We start from the raw sequence: 14,953 nt of genomic DNA on the forward strand, positions 1-14,953 counted from the left end.
TGTTAAGTAAAATTAAAAATAAATTAAGTAAGGGAGAGGAAATTTCATATAAATCCTTTACATAAAAATCTCATTATTGCTTAGCAATACCGGACGAGGTTCTGAAATTGGAAACAAAATTCACAGGGATAGACGGTTTCGATGAGATACTGGGAGGCGGAATAACTGCCTCATCTACAATATTAATAGCAGGTAACCCAGGTAGTGGAAGGACCATACTTGGAGTACAGAGCTTATGTGAAGCAGCACGTAACGGTGAAAAGGTACTTTACATCTGCATCACAACACAATCTGAAAATTCCATCAGAGAATCACTTTCAGAATATTCATTTTACGAAGAAGCTCTGAATGTACGCATATTCAATGTCAGCTCAGTTGAAAGAGACCCGCTGACAATGCTTGTTGAACTTGGAAACATAGTTAACTCCATCAAACCTGACAGGGTACTCATTGACCCGATAACACCTATTGGATTTGGTTTCCCTGAAGCTGAAAGAAGGAGGTTTATCTACTCACTTAATTCAGCCATTGTTGAATGGAATGCTATTGTATACCTTACCGGAACTATGTCAAAGTCAGACATCTGTAAATCAGTGATCAGCGATGTAGCAGACGGGATAGTTTATCTGTCCCAGGAAATACTGAGAAGAGGAAGCAAGCGCATGATCACAATACATAAGATGAACCGTCCGAACTATATTGATGGTGAGCATAGTTTTAGCATAAATACCAATGGAATTACTATTTATCCCAGAATCACTGCACCTGTTGTAGAAGAAACAGCACAGATCAGCAGAATTAGTGCAGGCATTCCTAAATTTGATGAATTAAGCAGAGGCGGTCTTTTTGAACGATCAGCTACGTTGATAGCTGGAAATACAGGTACCGGAAAAACACTGTTTGGTCTCAGTTTCATTGTAGAAGGTGCCAAAAATGGCGAACCCGGAATAATCACTACTTTTGAAGACAGCCCCACAGAGCTGAGACGCTATGCAGCAAGTCTTGGACTTGGACTGGAAGAACTGGAAAAACAGGGATTAATACGGATAATTTACACACCACCTTCTGAGATAAATGCATGCAAGCACACAATCGAACTCCGGAACTACATTCAGGAAATGGGAGCAAAAAGAGTACTATTGGATGATATTTCAGGCTTTGATTATGTTTTTGACAGCCAGATAGCAAAAAGAGAGCATATTGCCAACCTGATACGGCTTTTCAAGAATATGGGCGTTACATCTATGTTCATAAGCGGCAATATGGCTGCAGGGAGTAACATACTACAATCAGAGATACCTGTATCCTCGCTTGTTGACGTGCTGATCCTTCTCAGACATATGGATATTGGGAAAGAGATCAAAAAGACCATGTCCATTCTCAAAATGCATGGTAGTGACCACGAGAAACACCTTATAAGCTACGACATAACTTCTGAGGGAATAAGAATCGGCGAATTCCTGAAAGATATGTAAGCTTTATTTTTTAATTCGTTTCAGCCAATCATACAAAAACTTTTATATACTAAACCGTGCTAGTATGTCACATACTGACACAGATATTAACAACACATTAATGTACTATATAATACATTAATGCACATTAAATTGAGATCATAGAAGGCGAAAGCAAATGACAGAAATTGGCAAGAAAATCCGTATTGAAAGAATTATGCACAGAGACAGCAGGAACATGGTAATCATACCAATGGACCACGGAATATCAGACGGACCTATAAAAGGACTCATTAACGTAGCTGATACAATCAACAAAGTTGCAGAAGGTGGAGCTGATGCAGTTCTTATGCAGAAAGGAATTGTCAACCACGGACACAGAGGATACGGTCATGACGTTGGACTTATAGTTCATATGAGCGCATCAACTATCCTTGGCCCTGACCCAAACAACAAGGTTCAGGTATGTTCTGTTGAAGAAGTCATGAAAATGGGAGCAGATGCAGTTTCTATCCATGTGAACGTCGGTTCTGAGACCGAAGCAGACCAGCTCCAGAAACTTGGAAGCGTAGCCGAGGAATGCAACTACTGGGGAATGCCACTTCTTACAATGATGTACCCACGTGGAAAGGACATTAGCAACCCGCATGACTCCGAACTTATAGCCCATGTTGCCAGGGTTGGTGCAGAGCTTGGTGCAGATGTTGTTAAAACACTATACACCGGCAACCCGGATACATTCAAAGATGTAGTGCAGGGATGTCCAGTACCTATAGTGATTGCAGGCGGACCAAAAACCAATACCGATGAAGAATTCCTTCAGATGATAGAGGGTGCTATGGAAGGTGGCGCAAGAGGAGTTGCAATAGGAAGGAACGTATTCCAGCACGAGAACCCTACAAAAATTACAAAAGCAATTACAGAGATAGTGCACTACAAAAAGTCAGTTGAAGAAGCACTGGAAATGCTGAAATAATAAGATCATTTTCTGTGCTTGCGGACGTGCTCATTATGAATAATAAGATAATCTGGATAAAAGCCGATGAAGGCAACTGGGATGAACGCAAGGCTGTAATTACCACCGGAATGGAATCCGGCGTGGATGCAATTATGGTTGATGCTGCTGATGTTGAAAAAGTAAAAGAGCTTGGAAACGTGAAAGTAGCAGCATTCTCCTCAAACCCTGTTGAAGGGGCAGAGATTGTAGTAGTTGGAAAAGGTGGAGAAGGAGATGGAACAAAACCATTGCCACCAGACTACGCTGGTTCACTCGACATTACAACAGCCCTTCGCCTGAAAGATAAGGGACTCAAGGTTGCAGGATATGTCGTTATCCGTAACAAGGACTACGAGAACTTTGCAGCTGAAATGGGAACTGTATGTGATTATCTTGTAACTATAGGCACAGACTGGCAGGTCATTCCACTGGAGAACCTCATTGCAGGACTTCAGAAGAAGGATGTTAAGCTCCTATCTGGCGTCCAGACATCAGAACAGGCAAAGCTTGCATTCGAGACAATGGAACACGGTACTGATGGTGTAATGCTTGACACAAAGGACCTGAGTATGATTAAGAAGACAGCGGAAGTTGCAGAAACTGCCGGTGTCAAGAACCTCACAATCCAGACTGCAGTTGTCACAAGGGTCGAATCAATCGGCATGGGTGACAGGGTTTGTGTCGACACATGCAACCTCATGGTAAGAGGCGAAGGAATGCTTGTGGGTTCACAGGCAAACGGAATGTTCCTTGTGCACTCCGAATCAGAGGAAAGTCCATACGTTGCTTCCCGGCCATTCAGGGTCAATGCAGGTGCAGTTCACGCTTACATCAAGGTAGGAGAGAAGACACGCTACCTCTCAGAGCTTAAAGCAGGTGACCAGGTTACGATAGTAGATGGTGACGGTAAGCAGAGAACAGGTGTTGTCGGCCGGGTCAAGATCGAGAGAAGACCACTCATTCTTGTTGAAGCAGACCTTAACGGTAAGATAATCAAGAACATCCTGCAGAATGCAGAGACCATCAAACTCGTCACAAAGGACAAGGAACCAATAGCTGTCACAGATGTCAAGGTTGGCGATGAGATACTTGTACACTCAGAAGATATTGGTCGTCACTTCGGTATGAAGATCGAAGAGACGATCATCGAGAAATAATCGAGAAGAAGAGAAAGTCAGGAGCGATTCAATGGTAAAGATAGGAAACTTTGACCTTGATGAAAAGCCCGCTATCGTTTCAGTGATAGACGATGACCCGGCTGAGAATGCAAAGGCTGCAAACTGGCTGGGTGCTAATGTTCTTGAACTGAGACTTGATCTTCTCAATTTTTCAGACCTTGAAGAAGCTAAGAAGACCATTGACAGAATCAAAGTGAATACAAACCTGCCTTGCATTGCAACCAATCGTTTACAATCTGACGGTGGTAAGTGGGAAGGTTCTGAAGAAGACAGGATTAAACTTCTGATAGATATTATGCCTTTTGTGGAAGCTGTAGATATAGAGCTTAGCGCAGACGAAGACCAGCGCAACAAGGTAGTTGCAGCAGCAAAAGCAGCAGGAGTTACTGTAATTGTATCTGCTCACGATTTTGATGCAACTCCTTCTGTTGAAATCATGAAGAAGATACTCACCAGCGCACATGAAGCAGGTGCTGATATTGCAAAACTTGCAGTCATGGCACAGTCAAAGCAGGATGTTCTGAACGTTCTTCAGGCGACTGCGGACATGAAAAAACCAGTATGCACCATTGCAATGGGCGAGATCGGCAAACATAGCCGCATTGTTGCCCCATGCTATGGTTCACGCCTCACATACGGAGCAATCGCGCAGGCAGTCGCTCCCGGACAAATAAAGATACACGAACTTAAATCAGCTCTGGAGATTCTCTTTTGAACACAGTTTTCGGCGTATTCGGTGATCCTATAGCACATTCAAAATCGCCCGATATGCATAATGCAGCTTTCAGGGAACTTGGCATGGAATGCACATACCATGCTTTCAGGGTCAGCCCTGAGAACCTGAAGGATGCACTCCTTGGAGCTAAAGCAATGGGTTTTGGCGGAGTGAACCTTACTGTTCCGCTGAAACAAGAAGCATTGAAGATTGTTGATGCTGATCCGCTGGCAGAAGGTATCGGTGCTGTGAACACTGTTGACTTCAAGGATGGAATGGTCGGCTACAATACCGACGGACTTGGTGCTAAACGCAGCCTTGAGGAAAAAGGAGTGAAGATAAAGAACTCCAACGTACTGATAGTAGGAGCAGGTGGAGCTTCAAGGGCTATCGCATTCCAGTTTGCAAAGGATGGAGCGGACATCACCATCGCCAACAGAACCGAGGAAAAAGCTATTGAGCTTGCTGCCGGTGTGTCGGAAGTAGGTAATGCAAAAGGTAGTGGTCTTGGAAATCTGAAACAACTGATAGCTGATAACGATATACTCATCAATTGTACCACCCTCGGAATGCATCCGAAGACCGAGGGAACAATAGCAACAGCAGAGGACATGCATCCTAATCTTACTGTATTTGACATAGTGTACAATCCTCTGGAAACCACCCTTCTGAAAGAAGCGAAGAAAGCTGGTGCTAAAGCTGTCACCGGTGAGATGATGCTTGTCTACCAGGGTGCAGAGGCATTTAAGATATGGACTGGCGTTGAGCCACCAATCGACGTTATGAAGAAAGCGGTACTGGAGGGCTTTTGAGTTTGAAAGTCCTTATTATAGGCGGTACCGGTGAAATGGGGCAGTGGTTCACTCCTTTTTTTAAGAACCACGGTTACGATGTTGTTGTCTGGGGCAGCAGCGGGAAAGTTGAAGTTGCTGAGCGAATGGAAGTTGAGTTTGCCAGTGATCTTGATGCTGAAATCAGCACCAGCGACATTGTTATCGTAACAGTACCCATCAATATTACCGAGAAGGTCATCAGTGAGACTGCACCCAAGATGAAGAGTGGAAGCCTGCTTATGGATTTCACTTCCCTTAAGGTAGGACCCACTGAAGCCATGAAGAAGTATGCTCCCGATGGTGTGGAGATACTCGGTACCCATCCTATGTTTGGACCATCCATACCAAGTCTACACGGACAGATATTCATTTTAACACCAATTAACGGCCGCTGTGAGAAATGGTTCCCCGTAATGCGCTCACTTTTTGAAGACAACGGCGCACACATCGAAATAATCACCCCCGCAGAACACGACAGATTCGTTTCCGTTGTACAGGGACTGACACACTTCGCTTACATCACCATTGGTACAACCTTTGATGCTCTTGATTTCAGTGTGAACGAATCAAGGAGATTCATGAGCCCGGTCTACGACATCATGCTTGATTTCGTTGGCAGGATACTCGGACAGAACCCATACCTTTACGCATATATCCAGATGGAGAACCCGGAAGTTCTCAAGGTGCATGATGCTTTCATGCAGCAGTGCAGCGAGATGTCATCCATCGTCAGGAAAAAGGATGTTGAAGCCTTCACAGCAAAGATGAAGGAAGCAGCAGCTCATTTCGGAGACACGGCATCTGCACTCCGCAGGTCTGACAAACTCATAAATTCAAAGATTGCTGAGTTTGACAGGTTGCTTGATTCCATAGGACAGGAAATTGGCGTAAGGCACATCTATTCAGGTGTAGTGCACACAGGAATTGTCAAGAAAGTAAGCCCAAGAGACGTAGTTATTGAATGTGGCAGCAGGATGGTACCTCTCAAAATTGAGAACATCCGCCTGTTAAGCGACGAGGAAATGCATGAGTGGAAACTCGAAAACCTCGAACATCAGTTAAGAGATATATCTGTGCTGATTCCTGAGGGAGCTGATGAAGCTGTAATTATGGAGCTTGTTTCCTGCAATGATGATATTGTTTCAATTGAGATCATTGACAGATATGAGGGTGTTGAAGGAACTAAACGGCTGAGTGTTACATTCCGCGTTATGATTATGGGTGATGTTGAAGCTGAGAAGGTGCATCAGGAAGTGGAGAGGCAACTGAAGGGTATTGGTTGCTGTATAAGATAAAAACAAAAATCTGCTCTGTAGAAATCCTCTAAATTTTCTGTTTTTAGAACATGAAATCTATCTGCTATTTCTAATTGACATTTTTGTGATTTAAGACCGCCTATATGTAATAAATTGTACACGGTTATTTAAAGTAATTTATTTATATAATATAGAAAATTATGTAGTGTGGTCCATTATCAGAGAATAAAACTATTCACTATTAATGTTCAACCAACAAAAAGGTCCTATTAATCCAAAAAGAGGCAATTTAATGGTAAGAAGAAGAGTGTTTTACAGTTTCCATTATCAAAATGATGTAATGAGAGTCCAACAAATACGAAATATAGGTGCTATAGAAGGTAACACACCTGCTCAACCAAATGATTGGGAGCAAATACAAAATAATTCCAATGCTATTAAAAAGTGGATTGACGACAACATGAATAATCGCTCATGTGTTGTCGTCTTAGTAGGTGAAGAAACAGCAAATAGAAACTGGGTAAATTATGAAATACAGAAAGCTTGGAATGAAGGCAGAGGTCTTTTGGGAATTTATATTCATAATATAAACTGCCCTCGCAATGGAAAATGTAGAAAAGGTCAAAATCCCTTTGATAAATACACTATTAATGGTAGAAGACTATCAAGCATTGTAAAATGCTATGATCCACATCCCATGAACGCGTACGGAGATATAAAGATTAATATGGGGAACCTAATTGAAGAAGCAATTCAGATAAGGAGTAACTATCGTGGCTAATACAGACATATTGAAAGAAAATTCGCAGGCCATACAGGCACATTTGGGTATAATGCAATCCGTCATTCAGCGTATGGCTGCTAATAGTGCTTCTTGTAAGACATGGTGCATTACACTGGTTTCTGGAATATTGGTTATCCTTACAGATGAGAATAAATCGCAGAATGCATTTATCGCACTAGTACCCATCATTCTCTTTTTTTCATTGGACACTTATTATCTTGCACTTGAAAGAATGTTTCGTCAATCATACAATAACTTTATCGAAAAATTGCACACGGGCAATATACAAATTAATGACCTTTATGTAGTGACACCAACAGGTAGTTTAAAAACAACTTTTGCGACTTCTATTGCTTCATTTTCAGTTTGGCCATTTTATTTGACGCTTGTAGCCGTTATAATAATAGTCAAAAAATTCATCATAGAGTAGGCTGAAAGACAGAAATTGGAAATCGTTCAGATTTACACTAAGTAATAAGAAATCATTTTTAAGGCTCTGTAGAAATCCTTGTTTGAACAACAAGCACAGCCTTAGGCATTTCAAGGTTGCACTAATTACACATATAAAGACTTCTACAGAGCCCGAAATTTATTTATGACACGATAACAACATTGACTTTTTGAGCACCTACATCAATGCTCAATATTTGTATAAATACATTATAGTTAAACACCAAGGTTCTTAACTATAATTAATGAAGCAATGTGAAACTTCAGTAAAAAAAGAATGATCAGACCTTGCTCACAAGGTCTTCAAGTGCTGCCTTAGGATCAGCAGCCTTCACAATACCTGATGCCAGGAGAACTCCTACAGAACCAAGTTCAAGAGCTGCTGCAAGGTCCTCTCCTTTTGAGATGCCCGCACCGCAGAGCACCTGCACTGCCGGATTGATCCTCTTGACCGCTTCAACTGAACCTGTGACAACCTCAGGGTCTGCTTTTGACACAGGGATGCCGGAGCCGATTAGCTCTGGTGGTTCTACTGCAACGTAATCAGGACCGAGTGCTGCTGCAGCGGCTGATGTTGCAACGTTGTTGGTGCAGACTATTGTCTTGAGAGCTGCGTTTCTTGCGGTTGTGATAGAAGCATCGATGTTTGCAAGAGTAAGACGGCATTCGGAGTGGTTGATAAGGGTTCCAACTGCGCCTGCGTCTTTGATTGACTGAACGAATGCATGTCCTGTAAAGCTGCCTGCTCCTACCGGGTCAAGACTCTGTGAGTAGACCGGCAGGTCAACCTGTGATGCTACACGATAGATGTCACAGAACTGTGGTGCAACACCAATCTCAATTCCGCTGTCATCTGCAACTTCTTTACATGCCTGTGCAACCTTTACGGCGCCTTCGCCTGTACCCTCAAGGTATGTCTTGAGGTTCAGGACAATTAGTGTAGAACTCAAATCAAATCTCTCCAATATGATTATATGAATATCAGTATGCGCATCTTGTATGCAGCACTATAGATGTAACTCCAACTATAAATATAATCTTGGAAGAAAGCTGGAAGAAGTCAAAGCGAGAGTGAAAGTCTAGAAAAAAGAAGATAAGAGTGTGGAAATTCCACACGCTTAGAAGTCGGTCATAACTCTGAACTGGTCGATTTCAGGGTTGTTAAGACCTTCAATGAATTTCTCTGCGACCTGCCTTACATCCTTTGCGTTGGTGATTGCTCTTCCAACTACAAGGACATCTGCGCCTGCCTTAAGTGCAGCTGGCATAGTGTCGATACGTACACCACCAGCAACTGCCACCAGGATCTTTGGTGAGAGTGCCTTGATAGCATCGATGTTACCCCATGCGTGCTCTGTCTCCTCGATGTCGATTCCACGGTGGAGTTCAACTACATCAGGAAGTACATCGAGCTGTTTGAGTACTGCTACAGGGTCGTCACAGTTGAGTGTGTCCATGATAGCATAGATACCTGTCTTGTGAGCTTCCTCAATTGCCTTGTTCATGGTTGCGATTGGTGCAAGAGCGGAAACTACAATTGCATCTGCTGTTGCGTCTGCTACCATACGTGCCTCGAGGTTTCCTGTGTCCAGGGTCTTAAGGTCAGCAACTATGAATGCATCAGGACGGATCTCTCTGAGCTTGCTGATTACGTCAACACCATAGCGCTTGATAAGAGGTGTACCTGCTTCAAGGATAACGTGATCGCTCTTAGGGATCTGCTTAACGATGTTCTGGATAACAGGAAGGTTTGGATTGTCAAGTGCAACCTGAAGGTATGGTGGGTTCCAGAGTCTGGATACCTTGAATCCCATGATTGCGTGTCCCATTCTGTCCTTCTCCTTGAGTACTGTGTCAATGTCCGGGAAGCCATCTACTGCGCGCTTTACAGCAAGCTTTGTAGCTCCGTAGTTGTACCTGTAGATCCTGTTATAGTCTGTTGCTTCAGGATGGATGAAAACACTTGCAACAACCACAAGGTCTTCAGGGTCAAGGTCACCGAATGCTCCCTCTTCAAGAGCATCTGCAACAGCCTTTGCAACAGCTGCCTGTGCAGGACCGAAGATCTGAGCTGCCTGGCCCATGTTCTTTACAGTGACCTTTGGTACGATAAGTGTTGCAGGTTTTGTTGGAAGGTTTGGACGAATAACTGAAAGCAGAGGTGTGTGACCTGCTGAAAGCTGTGTTAAACCATTTGCGAATGCCTGACCAACAGGACCGTCTTTGTTTCCGATCATGAGGTCTACGTGTGCGAGTTCTGGTTCCTCGCCGATTAATGCTTCTCCGATTAATAACATGATTCTCACTCGTATATGCTGGATAAATGTACTTGCCTATATCTCATAGTATTTCATAAATAAATTATACTATTCGTTAATATGAAATTTATCACTGCTCGTGCAAACCAGTCCTTTATATATTAGACTTGTGGCAGGAACATGAGATTTGTGCTTTATATAGAATATGGCAATAAATAGTTTGTTGAAACTCGGGTTTTTGCCAAACTGCTAAAATTAGATCATATAAATATCAGATCAGTTTCGGACAAATGTCATCCATTATGCATTCGGCACATTTCGGGCCCACTGGCCTGCATATATTCTGACCAAACAATACCATAAGTCCGTTGATATCTTTCCAGTCGTCTCTTGAAAGCACTTTTTCAAGCTCTTTCTCAGTCTCGTTTGGCTCCGAAGTCTCTACCAGACCCATGCGATTGGATATCCTATGTACATGAGTATCAACTGCAATGACATCCTGCTCAAATCCATAACCAAGTACACAGTTTGCAGTCTTCCTGCCAACACCAGGAAGCTTGAGTAGTTCATCCATACAGTCAGGAACAACTCCGTCGTAGTCCTGCAAAATGATACGTGAAATATCAATTATCCTCTGAGCCTTCACTCTATAAAATCCTACATTCTTAATGAGTTCCTGAATCTCATCGACATCAGCCTCTGCCATTTCTTGTACCGTGCTGAAAACACTGAAAAGCTTCTGAGTTGTTGGAATGGTCACCTCATCTCTTGTGCGCTGGGACAGAACAGTGGATATCAGCAAGTAAAAGGGATCCTTATTGATATGAAAATACCCACCGGGATACAATTCCCATAAACGTGAGACTACATCTTCAGCATACATCAGAACAAAGAGAAACTTCAGGCTATAAAATGCTTTGTGATATACAAACCAGTGAAAATAGATTTACAAAAACGAAAATCGTGAAATACTGATTAATTTGACCGGGAAAATGCAGGGAATATTACGTGAACCGTAGTACCTGAGCCTTCAGTACTTTCCACCCACACATTACCATGATGTACCTCAGCTATGGTTTTGCTGACATACAGACCCATTCCGCTTCCACCGTATTTACGGGACTTCGAACCATCTATCTGGTAAAAACGCTCAAAAACATTTTCAATTTCATGCTCAGGAATACCAATTCCTGAATCTGTCACCGTCACATGCACATATCCTTCATCCTCAAATGCACGTATCAATATCTCGGAGTCGTTTGGACTAAACTTTAAAGCATTATCGATGATGGACCTGAAAAGATAAGGTAAATACTCCACATCACCCTTCATCAGTGGCAGATGCTTCTGGAAATCATATGAAAAAATAATGTTCTTTTCCTGGGACTTAAAGGAGAAATATTCCACAACTTTTGTAAGAGTATCCTCAATTCTAATAGGATCAAGCCTGTATTGAACTTTCCCAGACTTGATAATGCTCATATAGAGAAGGGAATCCATAAGGAAACTTAGATGGTCATACTTTTCAAGTACTGTTTTCATGGCTGCTTTTTGCCTGGAATTTAGTGGTCCCATAACTTCATCGTGAACCAGTTCACTATAACCTTTGATGGAGATAAGAGGTGTTTTCAACTCATGGCTCAGATTGGATATGAACTCATCCTTCATCCGGTCAAGAGATTTTAGTTCTTCATAGACCCTTGCCAATTCCTCAGTATACCGTTTGATCTCTTCCTCAGCTTTCTTACGCTCAGTGATATCACGCGTAACACCAAGGAAAAACTCAAAAGTACCATCCTCAGCAAAAACAGGATTTGCAACAGCTTCAGTCCATCTTTTAGAACCGTCTTTGTGATATTGTTCAATCTCGAATGTTTCCGAATATTTTACTTCACCGGCCTTGAGATGATCACGAAAACGTGCTATTGCATCTAATATAATTTCTATGTGCTCAGGAGGAAATATTTCCTCAAATGATTGCTCTGCAACCTCTTCAGGAGTATATCCCCTTAATTTGAAAACAGAAGGACTGGTATATGTGAATTTGCCCTCCTTACTCAGAGTCCATATTACATCATTTGCGTTTTCAGCAAGTAGACGGAATTTATGTTCACTTTCCCTAAGCTCTTTTTCAGCGAGTTTTCTTTCAGTTATGTCCCTTACATTGCTCAGAAGCACCTGTTTACCATCATACTCTATAATCCTCACACCCATCTCAACCGGAATACGGGAGCCAGCCTTTGTCATGTAGACCATTTCCAGTCTTAAGGACTGGTGTTCCATGAAATCCTTCATTATTTCACTACACATGCCATCGAATTCAGGTGCTACAAGGTCATAACGAGTCATTTTTAAGAGTTCATCTATTGAATAACCAAGCATTTCTAATGCTATTGAATTTGCATCAATTATATTACAATCAAAATCAAATATCAATATAGCATCGGCAGCATTTTCAAAAAGTGCCCTGAATTTGGATTCAGATGCCTGGAGTTTTAATGTTGCCAGCCTTTCTTCGGTAACATCAGAACCTGAACTGAGAATACCAATTATATCACCATCAGAATCCTTAAGATAAGAATTATTCCAGAGTATTATTCTTTTTTCTTTGTTCTTTGTCAGAACCCCATTCTCATTTACTTTTACAAGCTCCAGGTTGCCATTTGATACATTTTCAAAAACCCAGGATACACGTTCTTTTTCATCATCGGGAACAGCAATATCCACCCAATTCCTACCGAGAAGTTCCTGCTCGGTATATCCCAATAACTGACAGCATTTTTTGTTTGCAATTTTTACTGTACCGTCTTTATTAAAGGCAACAATTATGCATCCTGCAATATCAAGATAGGATTGTACCCTGTCTCTTTCAAGTTTTAATTCATCATAGAGATGCTTATTTTTCAGAAGAGTGCGCACACGAGTGAGAACTTCCACCCTGTCCACAGGTTTTACGAGGAACTCATCTGCACCTGCTTCTATTCCTTTTATTCTGTCGTCTTTAGAAGAAAGAGCTGTAACGATAATCACCTGAATGAATTTTGTAGATTCATTGGCCTTTATCCTGCGACATACTTCATACCCATCCATTCCAGGCATCATTATGTCAAGTATTACAAGGTCAATAGGTTTAGATCCCACTATTTCAAGAGCTTCTTCCCCACTGTATGCAGCGAGAACGGAATAGTGTTTTGAGAGAAATACTTCCAAAAGCCTGACGTTTAGCGGGTCGTCATCTACAATCAATACGGTATGTCCGGTTTTTTCATCCATTTTTAAACCTTGGAAATCAAAATTTTGCATATATTTGGCCTAGTGACTATTCTGTGAAATGCGGTTATGATTATATGTGATGATTTTCACACTAGTGAGCAAATGTTACATTGCAGTAGATAGTGCTATTAATATATAAACATCATTAACACGTTTTATCAAATGGAACGAAGAAAAATTAAGACTTGGAGCTGAAAACAATACAAATCCTATCTATGCTTGTAGAAGAACATGCCCTTGCTGGTTTGTTCATTACAAGCTTTCTTGCATCAACTATTCTTCCCATCGGTTCGGAAGCTTATGTAGTCCTGCTTATAAGCAAAGGATTTTCTATCCTACCTGTAATCATGGTTGCTTCTGTTGGTAACTACATGGGAGCATGTACTACATATTACATTGGGATCAAGGGCAGACAGGACATCATTGAAAAGTATTTTTCAATTTCTGATGAACAACTGAAAAAAACGGATAGATTGTTTGCCAGATATGGGTCTTTTTTGTTACTCTTTACATGGGTTCCAATCATAGGCGATGCAATTACTGCAGCAGGGGGAATTATGAAGCTTGATTTCAGGATATTCTCGTTCTATGTGTTCATAGGGAAAGCTGCAAGATATGCAGCATTGGCTTATCTCACAGCAGGAACTCTGATGTTTTTCCAGTAAAATTAGATTTTGATGTACACGGATTGAGTATTTTAAGCCATAATTGAGGTGGAATTGTTCAAACAGATGCCGCAGAAAGGATAAAGTATATATACCCATCCAGAACATATGAATAATTATATATTATTAGAGATGGCAAAACATTCAGAGACGTGGAAATGGCAAAATTAGAAATTGAAGAAAAGACACTTAAGCAAAATTCTTTGCTCATACCTGTTGCTGTAGCTCTTGGAACCCTGTTGGCAATTATTGCCTACACATATCTACCAAACAACACAGCATTAATTACCATCTTATCAGGCGCAATTATAGTGGCTTTGATAACTTATGCCTTATTAAAAAAAAAGAAAGAAGAATGACCCATAGCGATGTTAACGACACTTTTATAGACACGAACACATAATAGATTCTCTTCTTATCAGGGCTCGTGGTCTAGCTGGTCATGACGTTGCCTTCACACGGCAGAGGTCGCGAATTCGAATTTCGCCGGGCCCATCACGCTTATTTTGGTCTGTTGAGATGGATTTTTATAAGATTGACAGCTTCTTTGATTATTAGTAATCAGCTCAAATATTCAAGCACTATCAGATTCCCTGGTGAACAATCTCCGCAATCGTAATCGGAACAACAGAAGCTGAATAAATTGTTTCGTTAATTGACTCAATTAGATGAATGTATGAGATTGCCCAGATGATCGATATTTGTAATTTGAGTCAAATTTAATGAGTGACTCTGGCACTTTCCACTGATATTTGTCAACAACTCCTATCAGTATGAGATATTTCAAGAAAGCATCTGGTATGGTGTGAACTTCTTTGTCAGCATCGTCCCTATGGGAATGATCATCAGCTGGATATGTATAAAGAACGGAAAAAGCATCCTTGCTGCCATTATCTTTCACTTCATAGTCAATATGTCACAGGAGATGTTGGATATAACACAGACCACAAAATGCATTGAAACCGCGGTCCTCATTGTTGTGGCCGTTGCCATCATTGCATATGATAAAGAAATGTTCTTTTCAAGAGAACATCTTGCATACGAGACCGGCTGAGATCTCCATCACATTTCTCTAATTTCCCATCATATG

General features: G+C 41.5%; 14 protein-coding genes, 1 tRNA gene and 1 pseudogene. 12 read left to right on the forward strand and 4 right to left on the reverse strand.

Annotated features, from left to right (window positions below):
- Positions 1 to 107 precede the first annotated feature (107 nt).
- The 8 genes from RE474_RS05165 (at position 108) to RE474_RS05200 (ending at position 7,647) form a co-directional block, all read left to right on the forward strand.
- Complete coding sequence (locus tag RE474_RS05165; RefSeq protein WP_309311909.1) at positions 108 to 1,475, forward strand: DUF7125 family protein; 1,368 nt, start codon at positions 108 to 110, stop codon at positions 1,473 to 1,475.
- Positions 1,476 to 1,632: 157 nt separating this feature from the next.
- Complete coding sequence (locus RE474_RS05170) at positions 1,633 to 2,430, forward strand: 2-amino-3,7-dideoxy-D-threo-hept-6-ulosonate synthase (protein ID WP_309311910.1); 798 nt, start codon at positions 1,633 to 1,635, stop codon at positions 2,428 to 2,430.
- Between the two features lie 35 nt (positions 2,431 to 2,465).
- Positions 2,466 to 3,608 carry a 3-dehydroquinate synthase II gene (locus RE474_RS05175; protein ID WP_309311911.1) on the forward strand — a complete coding sequence of 381 codons (1,143 nt, stop codon included), beginning with the start codon at positions 2,466 to 2,468 and terminating at the stop codon, positions 3,606 to 3,608.
- 31 nt (positions 3,609 to 3,639) lie between these two features.
- A complete protein-coding gene (gene aroD, locus RE474_RS05180; protein ID WP_309311912.1) occupies positions 3,640 to 4,344 on the forward strand; it encodes a type I 3-dehydroquinate dehydratase in 705 nt (234 codons plus the stop codon).
- Complete coding sequence (gene aroE, locus RE474_RS05185; RefSeq protein ID WP_309311913.1) at positions 4,341 to 5,156, forward strand: shikimate dehydrogenase; 816 nt, start codon at positions 4,341 to 4,343, stop codon at positions 5,154 to 5,156. The genes aroD and aroE overlap by 4 nt, the downstream gene beginning before the upstream one ends.
- Before the next feature lie 2 nt (positions 5,157 to 5,158).
- Positions 5,159 to 6,472 (forward strand): prephenate dehydrogenase, encoded by a 1,314-nt coding sequence (locus RE474_RS05190; protein ID WP_309312205.1) that lies wholly within the window; start codon positions 5,159 to 5,161, stop codon positions 6,470 to 6,472.
- A gap of 253 nt (positions 6,473 to 6,725) precedes the next feature.
- On the forward strand, positions 6,726 to 7,214 hold the full coding sequence (locus RE474_RS05195) for a TIR domain-containing protein (RefSeq protein WP_309311914.1): 489 nt from the start codon (positions 6,726 to 6,728) through the stop codon (positions 7,212 to 7,214).
- Complete coding sequence (locus tag RE474_RS05200) at positions 7,207 to 7,647, forward strand: hypothetical protein (RefSeq protein ID WP_309311915.1); 441 nt, start codon at positions 7,207 to 7,209, stop codon at positions 7,645 to 7,647. Before RE474_RS05195 ends, RE474_RS05200 begins: the two co-directional genes overlap by 8 nt.
- A 301-nt stretch (positions 7,648 to 7,948) precedes the next feature.
- Here RE474_RS05200 and tpiA read toward each other — a convergent pair whose 3' ends face one another.
- The 4 genes from tpiA to RE474_RS05220 form a co-directional block, all read right to left on the reverse strand.
- Positions 7,949 to 8,617 carry a triose-phosphate isomerase gene (tpiA, locus tag RE474_RS05205; protein ID WP_309311916.1) on the reverse strand — a complete coding sequence of 223 codons (669 nt, stop codon included), beginning with the start codon at positions 8,615 to 8,617 and terminating at the stop codon, positions 7,949 to 7,951.
- Between the two features lie 168 nt (positions 8,618 to 8,785).
- Positions 8,786 to 9,964, reverse strand: a complete 1,179-nt coding sequence (locus RE474_RS05210) for a bifunctional 5,6,7,8-tetrahydromethanopterin hydro-lyase/3-hexulose-6-phosphate synthase (protein ID WP_309311917.1) — start codon at positions 9,962 to 9,964, stop codon at positions 8,786 to 8,788.
- A gap of 232 nt (positions 9,965 to 10,196) precedes the next feature.
- Positions 10,197 to 10,808: an endonuclease III domain-containing protein gene (locus RE474_RS05215; RefSeq protein WP_309311918.1), complete on the reverse strand. Its 612-nt coding sequence runs from the start codon at positions 10,806 to 10,808 to the stop codon at positions 10,197 to 10,199.
- 92 nt (positions 10,809 to 10,900) lie between these two features.
- Positions 10,901 to 13,198, reverse strand: a complete 2,298-nt coding sequence (locus RE474_RS05220) for a PAS domain S-box protein (RefSeq protein ID WP_309311919.1) — start codon at positions 13,196 to 13,198, stop codon at positions 10,901 to 10,903.
- Between the two features lie 215 nt (positions 13,199 to 13,413).
- On the opposite strand from RE474_RS05220, the gene RE474_RS05225 reads away from it, so the two are divergent.
- From RE474_RS05225 to RE474_RS05240, 4 genes and pseudogenes are all read left to right on the forward strand, one after another.
- The gene (locus RE474_RS05225; protein ID WP_309311920.1) at positions 13,414 to 13,863 is read left to right on the forward strand and encodes a YqaA family protein; all 450 of its coding nucleotides are present in this window, start codon (positions 13,414 to 13,416) and stop codon (positions 13,861 to 13,863) included.
- Between the two features lie 158 nt (positions 13,864 to 14,021).
- Positions 14,022 to 14,222 (forward strand): hypothetical protein, encoded by a 201-nt coding sequence (locus tag RE474_RS05230; RefSeq protein ID WP_309311921.1) that lies wholly within the window; start codon positions 14,022 to 14,024, stop codon positions 14,220 to 14,222.
- A 62-nt stretch (positions 14,223 to 14,284) separates the two neighbouring features.
- A tRNA-Val gene (locus tag RE474_RS05235) sits at positions 14,285 to 14,358 on the forward strand.
- Between the two features lie 235 nt (positions 14,359 to 14,593).
- Positions 14,594 to 14,917 (forward strand): annotated as a pseudogene (locus tag RE474_RS05240) (CPBP family glutamic-type intramembrane protease); the annotation flags it as partial.
- Positions 14,918 to 14,953 lie beyond the last annotated feature (36 nt).

It is taken from the genome of Methanolobus sediminis, from assembly GCF_031312595.1.
GTDB lineage: Archaea > Halobacteriota > Methanosarcinia > Methanosarcinales > Methanosarcinaceae > Methanolobus > Methanolobus sediminis.